Source organism: Psychrobacter nivimaris, assembly GCF_904846365.1.
GTDB lineage: Bacteria > Pseudomonadota > Gammaproteobacteria > Pseudomonadales > Moraxellaceae > Psychrobacter > Psychrobacter nivimaris_B.
In genome coordinates, this window is sequence record NZ_CAJHAL010000001.1 from 195,224 (window position 1) to 219,084 (window position 23,861).

19 protein-coding genes are annotated in these 23,861 nt (G+C 43.3%); 9 read left to right on the forward strand and 10 right to left on the reverse strand.

Annotated elements, in window-relative coordinates; genetic code table 11:
* Positions 1–88: 88 nt before the first annotated feature.
* The 4 genes from JMX63_RS00845 to JMX63_RS00860 all read left to right on the forward strand — a co-directional run bounded on the left by JMX63_RS00845 (position 89) and on the right by JMX63_RS00860 (position 6,991).
* On the forward strand, positions 89–1,366 hold the full coding sequence (locus JMX63_RS00845; RefSeq protein ID WP_201570120.1) for a PQQ-dependent sugar dehydrogenase: 1,278 nt from the start codon (positions 89–91) through the stop codon (positions 1,364–1,366).
* A 189-nt stretch (positions 1,367–1,555) separates the two neighbouring features.
* Positions 1,556–3,199: a BCCT family transporter gene (locus JMX63_RS00850; protein WP_160021307.1), complete on the forward strand. Its 1,644-nt coding sequence runs from the start codon at positions 1,556–1,558 to the stop codon at positions 3,197–3,199.
* 244 nt (positions 3,200–3,443) lie between these two features.
* Positions 3,444–5,096 carry a BCCT family transporter gene (locus JMX63_RS00855; RefSeq protein WP_201570122.1) on the forward strand — a complete coding sequence of 551 codons (1,653 nt, stop codon included), beginning with the start codon at positions 3,444–3,446 and terminating at the stop codon, positions 5,094–5,096.
* 242 nt (positions 5,097–5,338) lie between these two features.
* Positions 5,339–6,991 carry a BCCT family transporter gene (locus tag JMX63_RS00860; RefSeq protein ID WP_057760694.1) on the forward strand — a complete coding sequence of 551 codons (1,653 nt, stop codon included), beginning with the start codon at positions 5,339–5,341 and terminating at the stop codon, positions 6,989–6,991.
* Between the two features lie 143 nt (positions 6,992–7,134).
* Here JMX63_RS00860 and JMX63_RS00865 read toward each other — a convergent pair whose 3' ends face one another.
* From JMX63_RS00865 to dnaQ, 8 genes are all read right to left on the reverse strand, one after another.
* Positions 7,135–7,491 carry a hypothetical protein gene (locus tag JMX63_RS00865; protein WP_201570130.1) on the reverse strand — a complete coding sequence of 119 codons (357 nt, stop codon included), beginning with the start codon at positions 7,489–7,491 and terminating at the stop codon, positions 7,135–7,137.
* Positions 7,492–7,723: 232 nt separating this feature from the next.
* On the reverse strand, positions 7,724–8,080 hold the full coding sequence (locus JMX63_RS00870; protein ID WP_102078350.1) for a DUF3144 domain-containing protein: 357 nt from the start codon (positions 8,078–8,080) through the stop codon (positions 7,724–7,726).
* Positions 8,081–8,156: 76 nt separating this feature from the next.
* Positions 8,157–9,323 (reverse strand): methionine adenosyltransferase, encoded by a 1,167-nt coding sequence (gene metK / locus JMX63_RS00875; RefSeq protein WP_057760687.1) that lies wholly within the window; start codon positions 9,321–9,323, stop codon positions 8,157–8,159.
* Between the two features lie 489 nt (positions 9,324–9,812).
* Positions 9,813–10,508, reverse strand: coding sequence for an endonuclease III (nth, locus tag JMX63_RS00880; RefSeq protein ID WP_057760685.1), 696 nt, complete (start codon positions 10,506–10,508; stop codon positions 9,813–9,815).
* A 120-nt stretch (positions 10,509–10,628) separates the two neighbouring features.
* A complete protein-coding gene (locus JMX63_RS00885; RefSeq protein ID WP_201570139.1) occupies positions 10,629–11,474 on the reverse strand; it encodes an RnfABCDGE type electron transport complex subunit B in 846 nt (281 codons plus the stop codon).
* A 257-nt stretch (positions 11,475–11,731) separates the two neighbouring features.
* A complete protein-coding gene (nudC, locus tag JMX63_RS00890) occupies positions 11,732–12,670 on the reverse strand; it encodes an NAD(+) diphosphatase (protein ID WP_201570141.1) in 939 nt (312 codons plus the stop codon).
* A 267-nt stretch (positions 12,671–12,937) separates the two neighbouring features.
* On the reverse strand, positions 12,938–14,620 hold the full coding sequence (locus JMX63_RS00895; RefSeq protein ID WP_201570143.1) for a hypothetical protein: 1,683 nt from the start codon (positions 14,618–14,620) through the stop codon (positions 12,938–12,940).
* Positions 14,621–14,764: 144 nt separating this feature from the next.
* Positions 14,765–16,411 carry a DNA polymerase III subunit epsilon gene (gene dnaQ / locus JMX63_RS00900; protein WP_201570145.1) on the reverse strand — a complete coding sequence of 549 codons (1,647 nt, stop codon included), beginning with the start codon at positions 16,409–16,411 and terminating at the stop codon, positions 14,765–14,767.
* 350 nt (positions 16,412–16,761) lie between these two features.
* Here dnaQ and JMX63_RS00905 point away from each other — a divergent pair, with 350 nt between their 5' ends.
* Together JMX63_RS00905 and JMX63_RS00910 are read left to right on the forward strand one after the other, a co-directional pair.
* Positions 16,762–17,307: a hypothetical protein gene (locus tag JMX63_RS00905; protein ID WP_227673194.1), complete on the forward strand. Its 546-nt coding sequence runs from the start codon at positions 16,762–16,764 to the stop codon at positions 17,305–17,307.
* A gap of 116 nt (positions 17,308–17,423) precedes the next feature.
* Positions 17,424–17,729, forward strand: a complete 306-nt coding sequence (locus JMX63_RS00910; RefSeq protein ID WP_165597863.1) for a hypothetical protein — start codon at positions 17,424–17,426, stop codon at positions 17,727–17,729.
* Between the two features lie 109 nt (positions 17,730–17,838).
* Here JMX63_RS00910 and JMX63_RS00915 read toward each other — a convergent pair whose 3' ends face one another.
* A complete protein-coding gene (locus JMX63_RS00915) occupies positions 17,839–18,318 on the reverse strand; it encodes a YkvA family protein (protein WP_165597862.1) in 480 nt (159 codons plus the stop codon).
* 203 nt (positions 18,319–18,521) lie between these two features.
* Here JMX63_RS00915 and JMX63_RS00920 point away from each other — a divergent pair, with 203 nt between their 5' ends.
* The gene (locus tag JMX63_RS00920) at positions 18,522–19,799 is read left to right on the forward strand and encodes an LD-carboxypeptidase (RefSeq protein ID WP_201570151.1); all 1,278 of its coding nucleotides are present in this window, start codon (positions 18,522–18,524) and stop codon (positions 19,797–19,799) included.
* Between the two features lie 19 nt (positions 19,800–19,818).
* Here JMX63_RS00920 and JMX63_RS00925 read toward each other — a convergent pair whose 3' ends face one another.
* On the reverse strand, positions 19,819–20,841 hold the full coding sequence (locus JMX63_RS00925) for a GlxA family transcriptional regulator (protein ID WP_114700239.1): 1,023 nt from the start codon (positions 20,839–20,841) through the stop codon (positions 19,819–19,821).
* Between the two features lie 181 nt (positions 20,842–21,022).
* Here JMX63_RS00925 and JMX63_RS00930 point away from each other — a divergent pair, with 181 nt between their 5' ends.
* Complete coding sequence (locus JMX63_RS00930; protein WP_201570152.1) at positions 21,023–22,828, forward strand: acyl-CoA dehydrogenase; 1,806 nt, start codon at positions 21,023–21,025, stop codon at positions 22,826–22,828.
* A gap of 22 nt (positions 22,829–22,850) precedes the next feature.
* Positions 22,851–23,858: an NADP-dependent oxidoreductase gene (locus JMX63_RS00935; protein WP_102091185.1), complete on the forward strand. Its 1,008-nt coding sequence runs from the start codon at positions 22,851–22,853 to the stop codon at positions 23,856–23,858.
* Positions 23,859–23,861 lie beyond the last annotated feature (3 nt).

Genomic DNA, 23,861 nt, shown 5'->3' on the forward strand with positions numbered 1-23,861 from the left:
ATTTCGATATCTCTTAAGTATCAGGACTATGCTATAACTAAATCAATGACTAATAGTACCAGTATCAACTGAATGGAGAAACAGACCGATGACAGCCCATATTGAACGTATAAATATACCTTTAACTTCGCCACTAATCATTGCAGCATTGCTGTTTAGCACTGCCGCGTGCTCCAATCCTTCTACAGTAAGTCCTAGCAATAACAAAAGCACTGCAACAGAGTCTACAGAAGTTTCCACTTCAGATAGCGATACTCAAACCGCCACACAAACGACCACACAAACAAAGACTAGCAAGCCTGACTTTACCACTAAGGCAATCGCTACCTTTGATGAGCCTTGGGCCATGACAGCGTTACCCATTACAGATAGCAAAGCGCCAAAATTACTAGTAACACAAAAAACAGGTGAGCTATTTATCGTAGATACCGCGACGGGTAATAAGTCCAAAATCGAAGGCGTTCCTACAGTCGCTTACGGTGGTCAAGGCGGTTTAGGAGACATCATCGTGGCTCCAGATTTTGCGACGTCCAATACCGTCTATCTTAGCTACGCGGAAGCAGGAACAGGAAGTGATAGCAATAAATTTGGTGCTAAAGTGATCAAAGCGACACTTTCAGGATTAGAGACAACCACACCTACGTTGCAAGATATCACGCCTATCTGGCAACAGTCTCCGAAAGTCACAGGGCAAGGACATTATAGTCATCGCCTGCTGTTTTCGCCCGATGGCCGCTATCTATATATCAGCTCAGGCGAGCGTCAAGACAAAGACCCAGCACAAGACATGAGTGGTAATTTGGGTAAGATAATACGGTTGAGTCCTGATGGTAACGCCCCGACAGACAATCCGTTTACTGATAATGAGTTGGCCAAACAGTTTTGGACCATCGGACATCGCAATGTGCTTGGTATGGCATTTGACGATAGCGGACAGCTTTGGGCGCACGAGATGGGACCAAAGGGCGGGGATGAATTTAATATTATTGAGAAGGGTAACAACTATGGCTGGCCAGTGGTATCCAATGGACGCAATTATTCAGGTCTAGATATTCCTGACCATGATACTAAGCCAGAGTTTGCGGCACCCAAAATTACTTGGACACCTGTCATATCACCATCTGCTATGAGCATCTATGCGGCTGGTACTCATAATGACTTTCCTAGCTGGCAGGGCAATGCGCTTATCAGTGGCTTATCGTCTAAAGCGCTTATCGTAGTGGGCATAAACGACGACAATACCGCGGCTGAGCGTTATCGCTATGACATGGGAGAGCGTGTACGCAGTGTGCTAGCAGTAGACGGGCAAGTGTGGACACTTGAAGACGGTAATGATGCACAATTACTCAGATTATTGCCCAAATAACATCGAAACAATATTGAAAAAACATCAAATTAAAGACGTATTTATCTACCTGTATATTTAATTATTTTAATAAAACTATCGAATTCTTTTAGAGTAAATTAATAGTTTTATCAAGTTTTATTTTGTAATAGATTGATAGTTAAGACCTATTTTGTTAAGGTAACGTTCCTTGAAATTTGAGACTTGCACATGGAAGAAGTAAAAGTAGGCAGATTAGGACCTTTTCCGCGGGTAAGTAAACCTGTGTTTATTACATCGTCACTGCTGATTGTTGGCTTTATTATTTTCGGTGCGTTTTTCACCGAAACAGCAGGGGCTGTTTTTAGTTTTTTACAAAATTTTATTACCGATAAGTTTGGTTGGCTATTCATTATTCTAGTTAATACTGCGCTTGCGCTTTGTATTTACTTGGCAATGAGTCGCTATGGTGATATTCGACTAGGTAACCAAACAGAACGACCGCAGTACAATCTGTTCTCTTGGATTGGCATGCTATTCTCTGCCGGCATCGGTATTGGACTTGTCTACTGGGGTACAGCCGAGCCGTTGTATCACTTTATGGCACCACCAATGGGCGATGCCGAGACAGTAGAAGCCGCCAAGCAAGCAATGAATATCTCGTTTATGCATTGGGGTCTACATGCTTGGGCGATTTATACGATTGTAGCGCTATCTTTAGCGTACTTCCATTTCCGTCGCGGCCTACCATTATCGATTCGATCTACTTTGTATCCTTTACTTGGTAAAAAGATCTATGGTCGTTGGGGACACACGGTCGATATCTTGGCTGTGTTTGGTACGATGTTTGGTGTGGTTACCTCACTCGGGCTTGGGGTTATGCAGATCAACTCTGGACTCGAAAAGCTGTTTGGTATGCCTAACAGTCTTACCGTACAGTTTGGTTTGATCGCTTTCATCACAGCGCTAGCAGCAGCTTCAGTCTTGATGGGTTTGGATAAAGGTATTAAGCGTTTAAGTGATATCAATATTGGTTTCACTATCGTCTTATTAGCGTTTATGGTCATCTTAGGACCAACGCTATTTATCTTTGATAGCTTTATCGAAAACATCGGCAACTATCTGACTGTGATTGTACCTCTAGGTACATGGGGTGAGTCTTATAGCGGTACAGATTGGCAAAGTAGTTGGACGATATTTTATTGGGCATGGTGGGTAAGCTGGGCACCATTCGTTGGTATCTTTATTGCTCGTATCTCTCGTGGCCGTACTATCCGTGAATTTACGCTTGGTGTACTACTGATTCCAATGCTGATTTTGTTCTTCTGGTTTACCACCTTTGGCGGCGTTGCTGTTCATATGGAGCTTGCTTCTGCTCTGTCAGGTGTTAGCCCAGGATTGGTTGAAGCAGTACAAGCGGATTCTGGTAGTGCCATCTTTAAGTTGGTCGAGTACTATCCATTGGCAAAACCGATTACGCTACTGATTGTCGTCATGATTATGCTATGGTTTGTGACCTCGTCAGATTCTGCTAGCTTTGTCATCGATATGTTGACTGCTGGTGGCGATACCAACCCACCTAAAATCCAGCGCTTATTTTGGGCGACGACAGAAGGCGTTATCGCCGCTATCTTGCTAGCGGCTGGTGGATTGTCTGCGCTACAGGCGGCGGCTATCGTAGCGGGACTACCGTTTGCCTTAGTGGTCTTTGTCATGATGTATGCGCTACTGCGTGGTTTGAGTCGCGATCGTCTGATTCTATACAGAGCGCAACAAGGCTTTATTACGGATGAATCAGCAGACCATAACTCAGCGAATGAATTCGTTGATGAGCATCTGCTAAAAGGGCCACCTAAGATTGTTAAAGGTGACTAAGAAGTAGATAGGATTAAGACAGCTACTTAAGCTTTTAATAGAAGAAGCCCCAATTTAAAAGTAAATTGGGGCTTCTTTATTGGGTAAAGATATTTAAATTTGTTCAGAACAAATTCAGTTTGTCGAAATATTATTGCTGCAATGTTACTACGATTTCTATACATTCGGCAGTATTTACATGGTGTTATATTTAGTGATTCGTTCATACCTTGCTATGGTTACGCTCTTTTTTGGGGATATACCTATGGATCATGTAAAAGTTGGCAGGTTAGGCCCTTTCCCGCGGGTAAGTAAACCTGTTTTTTTAACTTCAGCATTACTTATTATTATATTTATTGTTCTTGGCGTTTTTTTTACTGAATCTGCCGGTACGTTGTTCAGTTTTTTACAAGGCTTTATTACCGATAAATTTGGTTGGTTTTTCATTATTCTCGTTAATGTGGCCTTAGGACTTTGTGTTTATTTGTCTATGAGCCGTTATGGCGATATTCGTCTTGGTGCTCAAACTGAGACACCACAGTACAGTCTATTTTCGTGGATCGGTATGCTGTTCTCTGCTGGCATCGGTATTGGACTTGTCTACTGGGGTACAGCAGAGCCCTTATATCACTTTATGGCACCGCCACTCGGTGAAAAGGAAACGATAGAAGCCGCCAAACAGGCGATGAATATTACCTTTTTACATTGGGGCTTACATGCTTGGGCATTGTACGCGATTGTAGCGCTATCTTTAGCCTATTTCCATTTTCGCCGTGGCTTACCACTATCGATTCGCTCAACCCTTTATCCTATATTGGGTAAAAAGATATATGGCTCGTGGGGTCATGCCGTTGATATCTTAGCCGTATTCGGTACGATGTTTGGTGTGGTGACGTCACTCGGTCTTGGCGTTATGCAAATTAACTCAGGGCTTGAGAAGTTATTTGGTATTCCTAATACTCTCACAATACAAATCGCTCTGATTGCTTTTATTACTGCTTTAGCCGCCTGTTCTGTCATGATGGGCTTGGATAAGGGTATCAAGCGTCTAAGTGATGTGAACATCGGTTTAACGGCTATTCTACTTGGTTTTATGGTCGTCTTAGGACCGACGCTTTTCATTTTTGATAGCTTCCTAGAAAATATCGGCAACTATCTTTCAGTGGTTGTGCCATTAGGTCTGTGGGGTGAGTCCTATGAAGGTGAGGCAAACTGGCAGTCAGCATGGACGATATTTTATTGGGCATGGTGGGTGAGTTGGGCACCGTTTGTCGGCGTGTTTATTGCTCGTATCAGCCGTGGTCGTACGATTAGAGAGTTTGTACTTGGGGTATTACTTATCCCTATGACCATATTGTTCTTTTGGTTTTCAACTTTCGGCGGCGTTGCTATTCATATGGAGCTGCTCGCTGCTATTGATCCGGCGTTGGTTAGTCCTGGACTGGTCGAGGCAGTACAAACAGATTTTGGTAGTGCCATTTTTAAATTGGTTGAGTACTATCCATTGGCGCAACCCATCACATTTATGATTGTGATTATGATTGTATTGTGGTTCGTGACCTCATCAGATTCAGCAAGTTTTGTCATCGATATGCTGACGGCTGGTGGTGATACCAATCCGCCAAAGATTCAACGTTTATTTTGGGCAAGCACTGAAGGCGTCATTGCTGCTGTTTTGTTGGCTGCTGGTGGATTGAGCGCGTTACAAGCAGCCGCTATCGTAGCAGGATTGCCATTTGCTTTGGTTATATTTGCCATGATGTATGCGCTACTGCGTGGTTTGAGTCGCGATCGATTGATATTATATAGAGCGCAGCAGCATTATATTACTGAAGAATCAGCAGATCACAACTCGGCAGATGAATTTGCTGATGAGCACCTACTAAAAGGGCCACCTAAGATTGTTAAAGGTGACTAAAAGTAGGTAAAAGTAAGACAGCTACTCAAGCTTTTAACAGAAGAAGCCCCAATTTATTTTTAAATTGGGGCTTCTTTATTGGGTAAAGATACTTAAATTTATTCAGGACAAATTCGGATTGTTGAAAATTATTACCGAAATGTTACTACCATTTCTATACATTCGGCAGTATTTACAAGGTGTTATATTTGATAATTCGTTCATACCTTGGTATGGTTACGCACTTTTTTGGGGATATACCTATGGATCATGTAAAAGTTGGCCGATTAGGCCCTTTTCCGCGGGTAAGTAAACCTGTATTTTTGACTTCAGCAATCTTGATACTGGCGTTCATTATTTTTGGCGCTTTATTCAACGAACAAGCAGAAGTCGTATTTAACCAAGCAAAAGCATTTGTCTCTTTACGCTTTGGCTGGTTCTTTATTGTCGTGGTCAATTTAACATTGGTCATGAGTATTTATATGATATTTAGCCGCTACGGCGATATCAGACTCGGTCATCAGAATGAGAGGCCAGAGTACAATATGGTTTCTTGGATTGGTATGCTGTTTTCAGCCGGTATCGGTATTGGGCTGCTTTATTGGGGCACCGCTGAGCCATTGTATCATTTCATGGCACCACCATTAGGCGAGGCGGAGACAGTTGCCGCTGCCAAGCAAGCGATGAATATCTCGTTCCTACATTATGGTCTACATGTATGGGCGCTATATGGCATGGTTGCGCTATCGCTTGCTTATTTTCATTATCGAGTAGGTTTACCACTGGCTATCCGTTCGACACTTTATCCAATATTGGGTAAAAAAATCTACGGCGGTTGGGGACATACGGTAGATACGCTCGCCGTATTTGGTACGATGTTTGGGGTAGTGACCACGTTAGGTCTTGGCGTCTTGCAGATCAACTCAGGCCTTGAGACGTTATTTGGTATACCCAATAATATTACGGTGCAGATTATTTTGATTGGCCTTATCACCATGCTAGCAGGGTTATCTCTGTTTATGGGATTGGATAAAGGCATCAAGCGTCTAAGTGATACCAATATATTGTTCACTGTGATATTGCTAAGTTTTGTGATTATCTTTGGGCCTACGCAGTTTATCTTTAACAGCTTCGTAGAAAACATCGGCAACTATTTGCATCAAATCGTGCCATTAGGTCTATGGACAGAGTCTTATAGAGGCGAAGAAAATTGGCAAGCTTCTTGGACGATTTTCTATTGGGCATGGTGGATTAGCTGGTCACCATTCGTTGGGGTATTCGTTGCACGTATCTCTCGTGGCCGTACCATCCGTGAATTTATATTAGGCGTACTGTTAATTCCTATCACGATATTGTTCCTGTGGTTTACTGCTTTTGGTGGTTCTGCGGTAAATATGGAGTTGGTAGCAGCAGCAGACCCTAACATAGTTAGCCCAGGTCTGATCGAAGCGGTCAAAGCCGATACGGGTAGCGCTATCTTTAAATTGATGGAGTCTTATCCATTAACAGGTGCGGTCAACTTGCTCATCGTGGTGATGATTGTATTATGGTTTGTTACCTCGTCAGATTCAGCCAGTTTTGTCATCGATATGCTGACATCAGGTGGTGATACCAATCCACCAAAGATTCAGCGCTTATTTTGGGCTGGTTCTGAAGGTGTTATCGCTGCTGTATTGCTAGCAGCAGGTGGCTTAAGTGCATTACAAGCGGCATCGATTGTCTCAGGTTTTCCTTTTGCTATTGTGATTGTCGTGATGATGTATTCTCTATTGCGCGGTCTCAGTCGAGATCGCTTGATACTGTATCGTAATCAGCAATGGTTCACCACAGAAGAGTCAGCAGAGCACAACTCGGCTAATGAGTTCCGTGATGAAGAGTTGCTAAAAGGCCCACCAGCACTTGAGAAAGATGCTTAAGCTTTAGAGTTTATTTCTTAGCTACAAAAATACCCAGCTTGTCATAAGCTGGGTATTTTTATGGATGCTCAATATTTTTAATAAAAAACCTTTCAATACATCAGCTTTCAGTACAGCAGATCTCGATACAACCACTTTGTAGATTAGCTACATTCGCCTTTTGAATAACCAACGGCTTCAGGAATATTACAGGCTGAGCAGGCATTACTAGCCGTTCGGTAGCTAACAACTGCTCCAACTTTCGTTTTTACACAGACCGGCTCATACTGGGCTGTACAGATATTGTTGGCAGGGTTAGCGGGCGGGCATTGAGTCAGAGCACCTTCAAATTGTTGACTGATATCAGGACTGGATGGGGTAGGTGTTTGACCCGACGTACCGATATCAGACATAGAGCTACAGCCCGTTAAAGCTAGAACTAATATCAATATAAGTGATGATGGTTTGAACGGAGATTGATTAATTGTGGAAAATCGACGAGTAGATAGAGCTTGTTTCATAAAAAATGTCCTTATTAATAATATTCGATAGCGTCCTGTTATCGATAATGGATTTGCCTACTAATGATAAATATTTAGTCTTTTATGGTAGCTCATTTGTCAGTAGCTATCCACTTAAACACCATACAAAAACCCCAAGCTCAATTGAGTTTGGGGTTTTGTTTTCTGCTATCAAATACTAATTTTACAACAGTATGTCTAAATCAAAGACATCTAGAATGACGAGATTCGCTTATTCAGCTGGTTTGTCATCTTGATTTAGCTGCACGTATTTGTCAAAGTTTTGAGCATAATCAGTTAAATTATCGCTTAGCATTTGGCGATACTGTTTGACATAAAACTCGACGATATCATCTTTTTCTTTGGCGAAATCATCACCTTTGACGAAGCCGATAGAGGCAACTGACGCGCTATAGCGTGCTGCAGCATACAATAAAGAAGCACCTACTTGACCTGAATGTGCTTCAGGGCCTAGCTGGCTGTTGGCGATACCGATGATAGCGTCAGCACGTTGATAAAATGCCTGCATTTCAGGGGTGATTTCGATGTTAGCATCAGCGTTTTGGTCTTGAATATTGTCTTGAGACATAAGCAACTCCTAATAATAAGTGTCAGTAGTTTTTAGTATATAAAAATGGTTGGTAAACGTTTTAAAGTAGTGACTCTTATAAACCAGCGTCTGCTTTTAAGATATCAGCTTTGTCTGTTTTTTCCCACGTAAAGGCAGTCTCTGAACCTGGACGACCAAAGTGTCCAAAGGTAGCAGTCTGCTGATACATTGGTTGTAGTAAGTTCAACATACGGGTAATGCCGTAAGGACGTAGGTCAAAGTGCGTACGAATCAAGCGGATGATTTCATCGTTGCTGATTTTGCTAGTACCAAAGGTATTAACAGAGATAGAGGTAGGCTCAGCGACACCAATCGCATAGCTGACCTGTACTTCACAGCGCTCAGCAAGACCTGCTGCTACGATGTTTTTGGCCACATAACGTACCGCGTAAGCAGCACTGCGATCCACTTTTGAAGGATCTTTACCACTGAACGCACCGCCACCATGACGTGCCATACCGCCGTAAGTATCAACAATAATTTTACGACCAGTCAGACCAGCATCACCAACAGGACCACCAATCACAAACTTACCAGTTGGGTTGATATGATAGCGTGTGCCAGCGTGCAATAAGTCAGCTGGTAGCACTTGCTTGATGATAGATTCCATCACCGCTTCTTGTAGATCTGACTGCGAGATGCTTGGATCATGCTGTGTTGATAATACAACAGCATCGATGGCGACAGGACGATTGCCGTCATACTTCAAGGTTACCTGCGCTTTGGCATCTGGACGCAACCATGGCAACTCACCTGCGCGGCGCAGCTCCGACTGACGCTCCATCAAACGATGAGCATACTCGATAGGCGCTGGCATCAGTACTTCGGTTTCATTACTTGCATAACCAAACATCAAACCTTGGTCGCCTGCACCTTGCTCTTCAGGGTCGCTACGATCGACGCCTTGCGCGATTTCAGGAGATTGCTTGCCTAGCATGTTGATGACTGCACAAGTTTCGCCATCAAAGCCTAGGTCTGAATGGTGATAGCCAATGCCATTTACGGTGTCACGAACCAGACGCTCTAAATCAATATTTGCCGTTGTAGTGATTTCACCTGCAAGTATGACTGCGCCTGTTTTTACTAAGGTTTCGCATGCCACACGTGCGTGCAGATCTTCACGTAAGATAGCGTCAAGGATAGCGTCTGATATTTGGTCAGCCATTTTGTCAGGATGGCCTTCGCTCACAGATTCTGAGGTAAATAAGTTGTATTCACGCATAATGGGATCGCTTAATTGAATCAATAAGGGTAGGAAAAGCAGCACATCTGGGTGCTGCTCTAATTAATTTTGACCACGCATTCACGCGGCAGATAATTGGTATTTCTTAATTTAAAATCGGTTTTGACTAAAATCTTTTCTAATAAATATGACCAAAGGGTGAGCGGACTATCATTCAATCAATATATAAAATGATACTGCCTCGCTCTAATATGGTCTTGGCGGTAACGAGTTGGGTCAGTACTTGCCCTAATAGACAACGCTAATGTGCAGATTGCCTTATCAGAAGCAGGGTAATGGCCAAAATCTCTTAACGCAAAATAGGGTTATTCTACCTTGAAACGTTATAAAACTCTAGTGAGCAACACTTGCTCTACTATAAGAAATGCTCAACAAGCAGTTCATTGCAATCAAAGCTGGTTACTGGATAGCGGTTTATTTAGCTGAGTGATTAGCTAGCAGTAGCGTCTGCTTGGAATGAACAATACGTTACAACTCTAAAAATGCAGCTTTATCTTTAAACATACATTCTTCATAGACAGGGCAAGCGCCGCATTTGGGTGTACGAGCCTGGCAAGTATAGCGGCCGTGTAAGATAAGATAATGATGGGCGTCTACGATGAAGTCTTCTGGAATGCGCTCGACCAGCTTTTTTTCGACGATGAGTACGGTTTTGCCAGTAGCAAGCCCAGTACGATTACCCACACGAAAGATATGCGTGTCAACGGCCATGGTCGGCTGGCCAAAGGCCGTATTTAGCACGACATTGGCAGTTTTACGGCCGACACCTGCCAGTGACTCTAAGTCTTTGCGGTTATCAGGAACGGTGCTATCAAATTTCTCAATCAAATCACGGCAGGTTTTGATGACGTTTTTTGCTTTGGCATTATATAAACCAATGTTTTTGATATAGGATTTTAGACCGTCTTCGCCTAGTGCCAGTATGGCTTCAGGTGTATTGGCCACAGGGTACAATTGCTTGGTAGCAATATTGACACTGACATCAGTCGCTTGTGCGGACAAAATTACCGCGATAAGTAATTCAAAATTACTGTCATAATTGAGTTCGGTGACAGGCTCATCAATAGTCGCTGCCAGCTTTTCAAAGAATGGACGCACGTCACGATTGGGCATTCGTCTAGAGGGCGGCGTGTCAGCTGTTTTATGTTTGACCGTTTTACTCATGGCATTTTGGCTATTATTTTGATGAATGGTGGTGCCAAATTATATGCTAGCGCTAGCATTCATGTTAATGATTAAAGTATCAATTTATTAATGAACTAACTGCGTAATCAGTTATTACCGTTATAGCGCTACTTGCAATGACTCAAGCTCGGCTTGTAAAGATTCGAGCTCTGCTTGATTCTTATCGTTTGCACGCACACTCAGTTGCTTTTCTAGTTTTTTGATTTTGGTACGGAGCTTGGCAGCAGCAATGGTGTTTTTTGCTTGTGACTCACTGATGTTTAGAGACTGGCTTGCTGCATTATTGAGCTTAGCCTCTACCATACTAACGACAGGTCTACTATTGCTCGTATCAGCAAGCTGTTCTGTGACGCGTTTTAAATGGGTATGGTAGCGTTGTCTCAAATCCTCTTGCTCTGCTATTCGCTCAGGCTCAGATATTTCTCGCTCAATCGTAACTAAGTCAATGCAATCAACAGGGCAGGGCGCGATACATAGCTCACAGCCCGTGCACAAATCTGTAAAAATCGTATGCATATGCTTGCCAGTACCAACGATAGCATCGACTGGGCAAGCAGGGATGCATTTGGTGCAGCCGATACAGTCATCTTCACGGATAACCGCACGAACCTCGGTCGGACGTTCAGAGGTGGCATCTATTGGCCACTGTGAAGGCACCGCCGTCAGCGTAGTGTCAAGAGTATCTATATCGAGAGTCTGAGCAATCGCATTGGTGACTGGCTGACCACCAGGCACACATTTATTATACGGCTCGCCATCTAATACAATCGCAGCGGCATATGGCAGGCAACCATCTGGATGCTCACATAGCCCGCACTGCGTCTGTGGCAAACAAGCATCCACACGTGCAATTTTTGCCTGTATGTCAGCGGGCAAGGTATCAATGTGTAATGCATCGAATAAGATAGGTAGATTAACTAAGCGTATATTGGTGCTACTTTGCATTTAATTAAGGACCTTAATACCAGTCGTTAGAATTGGTATTAGTATAAATAGAGATAAAAGGTTGAGAAAGCGGTCTTTGTAAAACAGTATCTATAAGAGCATCTGCTCTGTCAGCGTCTTACTGCTCAGGTTAGCGTGTTACTTATTAAAAAATAAGATTTAAAGTAAAACGCTTATCACAGGAGCAGCGATTTTAAAGAGATGAGATTGAAAATACAATACTATAGCGTAATGTGGTATTTGTAGATAAGTACTGATTATAAATCTATATTTTGTTCTTTAGCCACTTGATCAATCAAATCGCGAGCGATACTACCCTTTGGTGGAATTCTGGGTAGGTTTGAGAGATCAAAGAAATCAGCATGTGCTAGCTCATCTTCTTGCAAGATAATATCGCCATTGGCATACGATGCACGAAAACCAAGCATCAAATTAGAGGGGAATGGCCATGGCTGACTGCTCACATAGCGGATATCTGATACTCTGATATTGACCTCTTCTGCGACTTCACGTACTACGGCATGCTCCAGACTCTCTCCAACTTCTACAAACCCTGCGATCAAACCATACATTGGCGGCAGGTTTTGCTGTCCATGACGGTGATGGTGAGCCAGTAAGATTTGCATCTCACCCGTCACTGGATTTGACCGAGTAATAGCAGTGATGACGCAAGGTTGTACGCGAGGGTATTGGCGCAATCGACATATTGGACAAACCATGGCACGTTCGCCTTGGTCAGCATGTACAGTAGGACTAGCACAGCGACTACAAAACTGTGTATCTGCTTGCCAGCTTAGTAGTTGTATTGCCTGGCTAATCTGATCTGACAAGGCGACTGGTAGATGAGTCATCAGTTTTCGATAAGGAACAAAAGTGTTACCACTGCTTTCAGCAATAATTGGTAGCGTCACGTTATGAGCAACTGCATAGTCATAAGTCATGGCGCTCGTCGATTGGGCAGTAAAGCTATGAGCCATATTGGCATCAACCGTATCATCTGCATCGTTACCAGTGCTGTCGTCTGATAACCAATGATTTGGTGCTAGGCTCTCGTGCAGCGTTACGTGACCAACCTGATAAGCTTGCTCGCTTAAGTCATTACTATCGGGCGATAGCTGAACTTGCAAAGGCCACCAACCATCTGGCATTTGACGGCATAAGATACTGTCATCACTTAATACAAAAGCATGGGCCATATAAAATTCCAAACATTATAAAGTAAGTCCGCATCGACGTAGACACAGACTGTTTTAGAGTAAAATATCATCAATTCTATGTAAACCAGATACCCAGATATCCATATATGTTGCCAGGCTGGTTCAGCCTCATGACCAGGCTAGTTCAACCTAATGACTGTAGCGCTTTCACGTGCCTGACTCGTACCTACATTATCTTGAATTATCTATACGTAAATGAGATGTCATGGCTAAGAGATAATAACCATGCCATGACAATAAGAAAAGTTAAGCAGCAAGTAGGTGGCTTAAGCTTTGCTGCCCCACATCAAGCGCTTGTTTGCTGACAGGGCGATTATTCTCAAAACCATCTAAGTGATGATCGACCGCCATGATAACATCAGCGATGCAGGCTAACGTACTGTCTTCGATACGTCGTCCGCCTTCGATACGCTTTTCAATGTAGTTGGCTAGCTGACTCAGCATGCTGGAAGGTGTGGGCAGTTGTAAGAAGCGTACTGCGCCTGCTACTTGACGCATCATCCCAGGAATATTTTGGATATTGAGCATATCGCGCTCAGGCTCCGCCAAATAATCATTGATGGCTTGCTCGGCACTAGCAATAGCAGTTCGGCTTTCTTGTATCAAGGTATCATTAGCCGTATTAAGCTGATGCAATGAGATATGCGGGTTATTCAGTGGCAGATAGATTGCCCCTGGTGTATGCATCTCTGCCATGGCAATGGCGGCGTTCTCTGCATGCATTAACGCTAGTAGCAAATGATCAAAATCGTCAGGGGAAGGTGCTTGCCAATGGCTCACAGCTTCTGCTGCTTCGCTAAGACTATTGGCTGCGTTGGACAGACCTAATAAACGTAATGCTGAACTAAGCTCAGTCAGCTCTTCGATAATTTGCGCGGTCTGCATATCAATAGGGTTGATTGAATCGCCACGTGCATAACTATCGACGTGTTCTTTAATATTATTGATCTGATTTTGAATAATTGTGTTTAACGTATCGGTAAGTTCGCGGTTAGGACCGAATAAAAAGCGTTTCATTTGTTCTAGCTGAGCACCTTCTAAATGGTTACTGGCATACTGTTCACGTAGTTGATGCGCTTGCTCGTTATCACGTTGACAGGCAAAGCTCACTAAATCTGCAAAGCGGGTATCCATGACTGGTAAATAGCTTTGAAATTGCTGCTCTAAATAGATAAGTGTGTGTTTTTGACTCAAGTTTAATGGTAATACTGCTGCGATATCAGTCACAGCAGCAGTCGCCGCTTGCCAAAATAAGCTATCAGTATTTGAGGCAATTAATGCACAAGCTGCACTCATAGCATCCAGCTTTTGCTGATCTGCTGAGTCAATTTTGCCATCTTGATTGAGTAGTGCAATGCTAAGGCCACTACGATACGCGTTGGTCAGCAGCTCTGTGTCTAGATTAAGCGTGCTTAGAGATTCAAAGTTTTGTTCAGGGTTGGCGATGATGACACTACTGCTACCAAATGCAGAGAAATAGTCTGCCGTAATAGGAGCTTCTTGACTATGCGCATTAAGCTTGTTGATTACAGGTATCAGTAGAGTAGGCTCTACCGATTCAGTCAAGAGGACAAACTCAACATAACGATCCAAGGTCATGATGGCTTCTGATAGATCCATGATCAAATCAGTATCGTTATTATCACCATTGTCATAAAGTCTCTGTAAACCACCAACAATGGCATCATTCAATGCTTCTGCACCGACCAAAGAAATGAGTTTGAAAATACAAGACAGCTGCTTTAATACTTCGATAGAATCTGACAACAAAGGCGCCTGACTACTATCATCATTGAACTCACCTAAATGAATCTCGGTATCTTTAAGCGTTGCTATAACCTCATCATGCAGTAAATGGAGTGATGGTAGGTTAAAATCAGTAACACTAAGCGTTGGGGCGGTTAGCTTCATTTGCGCAGACTGGTCCATAAGTATTTTTCCATAATGTACTGATGAGAATAGCAATATAAATTTGATTCAGAAAGTATTGGCTAGTGATGTTTTAACGCTTTCTATCATAATAATCAAGACTAAATTATACAAATGTCGGTTCAATAAAAATTCGAACGACAATTACATGCTAGCTTTTAGGGCAGGATAATCTTCTGCCAAAGCCGCATACCAGCTTTGGTCAGCAGTTTCATCCGCCGTTGATGCCAGCAATAAATTCGCTAAATTGGCGAAACTTGCATGAGCGGTTTGTCCGCCATCGGTATCTGTATCCTCTTCGATGGCAAGCGTGACCTGTCCACCAGTCATCGCCAGATAAACTTCGGCTAAAATCTCTGAGTCAAGTAATGCCCCGTGAAAAGTACGGTCTTGCTTACCAACATTTAGGCGACGCACGAGGGCATCTAGCGTGTTTTTTTGCCCAGGATACTGCTGCTTGGCCATCGCCAGTGAATCGGTTACTTGCACTCGATTAGCAAAATCATTCAGACCAACTTTTGCAAACTCCATATTTAAGAAGTTCATATCAAAAGTAGCGTTATGAGCGATAATCTCAGCGCCGTCCATAAAGTCATACAAAGACTGAGCAACTTGATCAAAGGTCGGCTTGTCAGTCAAAAATGCTTCAGAGATACCATGAATACGAATGACTTCATCATCCATACCGCGCTGCGGATTGATATAAACGTGCAGCTTTTCACCAGTAAACTTACGTCCGACCAGCTCCACAATACCGACCTCGATAATACGGTCGCCTTTTAGTGCATCAAGCCCTGTAGTTTCTGTATCCATGATAAGCTGGCGATCTGCTTCATGGCGGTGTATCGGCTTTGGTAGTAGCGGCTTAAAATATGGGTTGGCACGGCTAGTATCCCCATCGAACTTAGGGGCATCAGATTCTACACTTGGCAACATATCGTTGTCGACGGTATCATCTAGGTGCGTTTGAATATCTGGCATAGCTTTGGTACTCGTCGGGTTGTATGTATTGTCTTGATGATTGCTAGATTCTACAGCAATGTCTTTATTCATCTTAAGGGTGTTAGCTGTACTCTGACTATCTTCTTTTAGCGGCTCATTTTCTAAGAGCTCTTCATCAAACTCATCGTCCATTATATCTAGACCCAATGGATCGAAACTTAGCCAGTCAGCGCTAGATGGTTTTTGCAAGGTATCAGTGTTAGCGTCAATATTAATAACAATATCAGACGCTATGTGGTCTTTTTTTTTAGTCGTATCTGCTTCACTGACTATAGCTGAATGGCCGCTGTTTGATGTGACACCTAGGTTTGCCAGCCCGTCTGCTTTTTCATTACCAGCATGTCCAGCGTGACCCTTGACCCAATGCCAGCTAACATCACGCTGTTGGCAGAGCTTATCCAATTGTTGCCATAGGTCTTGATTGGCGACTGGCTTTTTACTGGCAGTTTTCCAGCCCTTTTTCTTCCAACCTTCAATCCATTCAGTGATGCCTTTTTTGACATAACTGGAGTCAGTCCAAATCTCAAGAGTATGCTCATGCGGGCTATGGGTCAGGGCTTGTATTGCACCCATTAGCTCCATACGGTTATTGGTGGTTTCTTTGTCGCCGCCGTACAAATCTTGCGTGCTGCCATCACTAAATATAAGATGTGCGCCCCAGCCGCCAGCGCCAGGATTGCCTTTGCAAGCACCATCAGTATAGGCCACAGTGGTATTTGTTTTAGCAGCCAATGGATCAATCGCGTTGTCTTTATGAGTGTTTGGCATTGAATTACGGTTGTCTGACATAAAGGAGTATGGACCTGATAAGTGGTAAGCATAGGGTAGTATTAGAGCATCTCGTTTACGTTATTCGAACGATGATGATGACGTTGTGAGTATAGCAAATCTATCATAAATATGGGCAGTCGTGACGCACAAAGTCAGAAAACTCTTACGGTAACTTATAACATAATAGTAACGTCTTGGTTTTCTGTTAAAATAGCGAAGCTCTCTGAAAGGCTCTAGTTTTTAGTTACAGAGCTGCCTTTGCTACAAAGATGCCCAAGCGCATTTTTCTGATACAGCTATCTAGTGACATTTTGATAATAGTACACTTAATAAAAGTTTTTAATGCATGATTGCAGGATAACCCCATTATGTCCTTACGCTCGAATTTATTTAATAAGAGACTGACGTATTTAATGCTCAGTGTGACTGCTAGCAGCGCGATTTTTCTGAGCGCTTGTAATGATACCAGCCCTCAAGCAGATACCGAAGTTGCGGCAGATCTGTCTGTCTTTGAAGGTTGTTATACGGTGAGTCAAGATGAGCCTGCTCAGATAAAGGTCAGCCAGCAAGACGACACTTGGGTGATGCAGATGAAAGAACCCGTCACTGCTAAGCGTGTCTGGGATACTCCAGAGCCGTTAGAAGTGATTGAAAATAGCGACATACCGCAGTTCTTCTCTATCGATCCAGATAATGTCAATGCAGTTATTGGTCGTCCTGATCGAGTACTTGTACTGGCTCATGTCAAACCAGCCTATGCAAATATTGATCCGCTCTTAGACAGTGAGTACTTGTCGTATATTTACCGAGGTGCCAACACGATCTACCGCGTGGAGTGCGACGAGGTGAATACTGATATTTTAGCCAATCCACATGCTAATCTTGTTATCGATAATGTTGATGATAGTATTTAAATAAGCGTTAACGATAGTACTTGGATAAGTATCGACTATAAATATTATTGTTGGTCGATGATATTTGTATAAACAGCATTTTGTTATAAACAGTCATACCATTAGAGTTAAGCGATATGAATTTTTTCAGTTACGTGGTGTTAGGTGGGTTCTCTTATGCAGCTGGTTGGGCGGTAAGGACGTATGTATTAGACAAACAACCGACGCCTGAGCAGCCTTATAATCTAAAACATCCTGCGATTTTGGCATATTTGGGTGCATTTCTTATTATCATGTTGATCGTCTCTTGGCTGCTTGGTCGCTATGCACTTGGTCATGCTACGATTGATCTACCTTTCATTATTGTCAATAGCCTCGTTGCAACATTCGTCTACTCGTTTGGTCTTAATCCAGAAAAAGCTAATTATGAAGTGCCTGATTAAAATACAGTATTGAATGAATTGTGAATAACAAAAGCCACGACCGAAATATTAATTCGCGGTCGTGGCTTTTTCGATAGTGCAGTTTTTTCATAGCTGAAAGTACTAATATTTATGAGGCTTTCTTCAAATTAGTACCAGTCTCGTCGCTGTCTTTCTCATCAGTACTAGTCTTGTCGTTATCAGTCTTATCCGTATCATTGTTAGATTCTAACTTATCCTTAGTAGCTGATTGTTCCTGCTTCCATTCTTTGTATTTTTGCAGATCTTTTCTGGCCTGCTTCAAACAAAATTTAAGTACTAGCGCATCATCGATATGACCGATAAACGGAATAGAATCAGGAATAAGGTCAATTGGATTTAGCACATAGAGCGCACCAATAACGCCAGCTGAGATTGTCTTAAAAGGAATCTTACGGTAGTCACCTTTATAATAGTCTTTGACAAGACTCATAAATAGCATTAAATCATCACTAAACGGCTCAAGGTAGCCGCTATCTTCTAACTTTTCTTTCAGCTTGTCTTCTTTACCTAGCAAGTATTCTAAATTAGAGTCAAGTGACTTGTTTTTATCGGTTTTTTTATTAAACATAATTATTACCTTTTGTTTTTTGCGATGAATTTGTATTTACAGTAACAAATCTAATTGACCTATATTGTGTGTCTCAGTAGCGAAAAAGTAAATATCGGTAAAGATTAGGCAACCATCAGCATCAGAAAAGCGTCTACAATATGCTGCCACAAGGTCTAAAAACACAAGTCATAAAAATAAAAGCGATAAGGTAGCAGTAAGATATGGGGATTAAGCGTCAGGCATGGACAGATGATAAAAATAGTCGTGCAACTGAAACAACATCTGGGCTAAACCGTCGGCAGTTTCTACGTCGAATCGGTGTGAGTGCAGGCACAGCGGTATTAGCGAGCCAAGGTATTTCTCAAGCGTTGGCAGCCAGTCACATCGAGTCTGGCAATAACTCGCAACTGACCAAGGATGATCTGCCAACTTCGTTATTGGATAATCGCTCATTAGCACAAACGTCACAGGAATCACTGACGCAGGCAGGTTGTATCACGCCCACGATTGAGACGCGACTTTTTGCTAGCTCCAATGTGGGTGGTAGTGATGAGCGTAATCAGTTGGCATTAGATCGTGTGGCTTGTGCTGGGTTTAAAGTAGAGAATCCTGCTATTACCAATCGTCAGTATTTACGCTTTGCGGGAACGGACTCACAGCGTGCTAGCGATTTTCAAAACCTTGCCACTGGGGCAATAGCCGCGCCCAAGCTGCTGTTAGGTGTGCGCGGCGGCTACGGTGCCATGCGCATATTGCCTATGGTGGATTGGTCGACACTAGGACGAATTATGAAGGAGCGCGGCACGATACTCGCAGGATTCAGTGATGTAACGGCTATTCAATGTGCGCTATTGGCAAAAGGGTCAATGAGCTCATTTGCAGCACCGATGCTCTATAGTGAGTTTGGTAAAACCGCGCCTGATAAAGTCAGCTGTCAGCAGTTTGTTGAAGTGCTGACCAATCCCAATCTAACTATCAGTATACAAGATGCTTCGTTAACCAGTCAGCAGCTACCTGCCATACTGACAAAGGGTGAGCCAAAACTGTTAACTGGTACGATTTGGGGTGGTAACTTAAGTGTCGTATCAGCGATGGCAGGTAGTGAGTATTTACCGCGTATCGATGGCGGTATTGTGTTTTTAGAAGATGTCGGCGAGCAGGCGTATCGTATTGAGCGCATGTTATATGACTTATATCTCGCAGGCGTCTTTAAAAATCAGCAAGCGATTGTATTTGGAGCATTGTCTGGTACGGGCGAGGACAGCTATGACAAACGTTATGATGTCGCCACAGTCATTCGTCAGCTGCATGAATTGACAGGATTGCCGATATATAGTGGTATGCCTTTTGGTCATATCGGCAAAAAATACAGTTTTCCGCTAGGAGTAACTTGCCAGATGAGTCCTGATGTAAATGGTGGCTATCAGCTAGTATTTACCGATTATCCAACCATCAAGGCTGATGCCATCCAAGTGGAAGGCTTGTGGCAGACTGCTTAAACGCTAATCACTGTCCTTTTTAAATAGCCAACCGCGAAAACTTATCTTGATACTCTTTTGGTGTCAGCTCTGTCGCACGTTTAAATAGACGCGTGAATGAAGAGATATCATCATAACCTACTTGATCGGCAAGCGATTTTATTGATACATCGCCTAATTCAAGTAAGCGTTTGGCTTGTTCAATTCTGACGGCCTGAATATATTCAATCGGTCGCATTGCCACGCAGGACTGGAAGCGCCTGTTTAAAGTGCGCGGGGTAATATTTACCATAGCGGCTAAACTGCTGACCTGCAAAGAATGTTGAAAGTTTTCTTCGATATACTCTTGTACTTGTTTAATCAAATGATCAGAATGCGGCTTGTGCAGGGTCACATTGGTATAGCTATTTTGACTGCCTCTTTTGCTATCGATGATTTGGGTTTTTGCCACTTGTGTAGAGATCTCACGTCCGCAGTATCGCTCAATCAATAATAGCCCTAAATCATAAAAGGCGCTGCCGCCAGCTGCACAAAATATATTGCCCGACTGGTTTGTCGACTCGCTTCTTGAATGGGTCACAAACTGATTCTCTTGTAGGTCCACTAATGGAAAGTCTGCCTTAAACTTATTGGCATAGCCCCAGTGTGTGGTGGCTATCTTATGATCTAACAATCCCGCCTTTGCCAAAAAAAATGCTCCGCTACAATTGCTTGCTATATCGGCCTTGGTATTCGCAAGCCGTACTAAATGTGGCAGTAGCTCACTGTTTTGCGTCAATACCTTATCAATAGAATCGCCAATGGTGGGCACAAGCAATAAGTCGCACTCTGTCACGTCTCGGATATCACAGTGGGCTTGCATGATTAACCGATTGCTGCACCTGATATCACCGCCACCTAAGCTTGCAATCTGTACATTAAATCGTGGCTCTACAGACTCATTCGAAAAGCGCTGCCAGCTGACCCCCGTGAATGAAAACAAGTCCAATGCGCCAGATAGTACACTACCGAGCACACCATCGAAGCCAAGAATAATCATTTTAAAAGGTTTGAAATAGGGCATAAGTCACTCGTTTCCTTTGCTGTGCTTACCAAAATAGCCATTATTTGGCTGATTTTAACCGGTTAGACACTCTGTTTATGTCTTATTTGACCATAATTATGTCATAAATGACAATACGGACAGGTGTCAAATTAGACTAATATCAATTGATAACCACATTTAATCAGTTAACGAGAATACTATGGCCGCAGATACCCTCCTAAACGATTTTGAATTACCTTTCCAATTGTATGATGTGCTAGGCACAGAATCACTCACTGAACACGCAAAGTTCTCCGAACATAGCCGCGAGACATTTGATGCTGTATTAGAGACGGCAAATAAGATTGCGACAGATTTATTTTTACCGCACAACCATATTGCGGATAAGAACGAGCCTCAGTTCGATGGTAAGAAAGTCAGCATGATAAACGATGTAAAGGTGGCTTTTGATGCGTTCCGCGAGTCTGGCTTTATCGCCGGTCGTTATAGCTTTGAAGATGGCGGCATGCAGCTGCCTGAGACGGTGATGACTGCTGTGGCAGGTTACTTTATGGCAGCCAATCCATCAACGACTGCCTATCCATTTCTGACCACTGCGGCAATCAACGTCATCTCTCATTTTGCTAGTGATGATATCAAAGCAGCCTTTATGCCGCGTATGCTGACAGGTGAATTTACTGGCACTATGGCTTTAACAGAGCCGCATGCAGGTTCATCACTTGCCGATATCAAAACCATCGCGGTAAAACAAGACGATGGCTCGTATCGCGTCAAAGGCAGCAAGATTTATATCTCAGCAGGTGATCATGAGCTGTCTGACAATATTGTACATTTGGTATTGGCCAAAGTGCCAGGTGGCCCAGGTGGCGTCAAAGGTATCTCTTTATTTGCCGTGCCTAAGTATCGCTTGAACGATGATATGTCTGTAGGCGAGCGTAACGATGTACATTTGACTGGGTTGATTCATAAGCTTGGTTATAGAGGTGCGACTTCTACGGCATTGAGCTTCGGTGATGAAGGCGATTGTCATGGTTATTTGATCGGCGAAGAGCATTTTGGCTTGCGTTATATGTTCAAGATGATGAATGAGGCACGTATCGCTGTCGGTTTTGGCGCTTCTATGATTGGTTATCGTGGCTATCAGTACTCGCTAGATTATGCCAAAGACCGTACACAAGGTCGCATTGCGCCAAACAATAAGCCTGAAGATGATGCAACGGCCATTATTCAGCATGGTGACGTAAAGCGCATGCTGTTGGCACAAAAAGCTTACTCTGAAGGCGGCATCTCATTATGTCTATATGGTTCAAACCTAATTGACCGTATCAATACCTGTGAAGACGAAACGCTAAAAAATGAGCTAACAGAGTTGTTGGATTTGCTAACGCCAGTGCTAAAAGCATGGCCATCTGAGTATGGCCCAAAAGCCAATGACTTAGGTATTCAGGTATTAGGCGGCGCAGGCTATACGCGTGAATATCAAGCTGAGCAATTTTGGCGTGACAATCGTCTAAATCCTATCCATGAAGGCACAAACGGTGTGCAGGCGCTAGATTTGTCATTCCGCAAGTTATGGCAAAAAGGTGGGTTAGGCATTCAAATCCTAAAACGTGAGATTACACAAGATTTAGAAAGTATCACTACGCCTGAGAGCGCGCAACTTGCAGGCAAGCTGATGCCTTACATGGGTCAGCTGCATGAAGTGCTCGTGCATTTGGGCAAAGTGTTGCAGACAGAAGAAGCGCTGACATTGACTGGTAATGCTCAAGCATTAATGAATATTTTTGCCTCAATTGTACTGAGCTGGATTTGGATTCGCCAAGCCAGTAAAGCCGAGCAGCTACTAAGTACGACGCAAGATGTCGAGCAGCAGAATTTTTATAAAGGCAAGATACAAGCGGCCAAATACTTCATCGATTGGGAACTACCATTAGTTAAACGCGACATCGAATTATTAACCAACACCAACTCGGTTTGCACTGATATGCAAGCGGACTGGTTCTAAGAACAACTCTAAGGAAAGAGACATGACAACGATAAACAAACAATGGCGCCTAAAAGCAAGACCTGTAGGCGAGCCAAGCGCTGAGACTTGGGATTATACCGAGACAGAAATACCGACGATTACTGATGGTCAGTTGCTGATTAAGGTTGAATACATCTCTATCGATCCGGCGATGCGGGGTTGGTTGAACGATGCCAAATCTTATATCGCACCAGTACAAATTGGTGAGGTTATGCGCGCCGGTACCGTGGGTGAAGTGATTGAAAGTAAAAATGAAAAATTTGCAGTAGGTGACTATGTCGCAGGTCACGACGGCGTACAGTCATATGCGGTCAGCGATGGTACTGGTCTGCATAAAGTTGATCCGAGCCTAGCGCCGCTGTCTTATTACTTGGGTGTACTCGGTATGCCGGGGATGACAGGGTATTTCGGTCTCCTAAAGACGGGTCAGCCAAAAGCGGGTGAGACCGTGGTCGTCTCTGGCGCTGCTGGTGCGGTTGGTAGCTTGGTCGGTCAGATTGCCAAAATTAAAGGCTGCCGCGTCGTCGGTATCGCGGGCGGTGCTGAGAAATGCAAGTTCTTGGTCGATGAGCTTGGGTTTGATGCGACGATTGATTACAAAAACGAAGATGTGAAAAAAGCACTAAAAAAAACCTGCCCAGACGGCGTCGATGTATACTTTGACAACGTAGGCGGTGATATCTTAAATGACGTGCTTACTCAGATTAATCTACATGCGCGTATCGTTATTTGCGGGGCTATCAGCCAATATAACAACACCACAGCAGTAAAAGGCCCATCGAACTATCTATCACTGTTGGTCAATCGTGCTCGCATGGAAGGCATCGTGGTGTTCGATAATATCAAAGAATACCCAATCGCCATGAAAGAGATTGCTGGCTGGATTCAGTCAGGTGATATGAAAGTGAAAGATCATATCGTTGAAGGTATCGAGACGTTCCCTGATACTTTGATGATGCTCTTTAATGGTGAAAACTTCGGCAAATTAGTACTTAAGGTAGAGGGATAGATC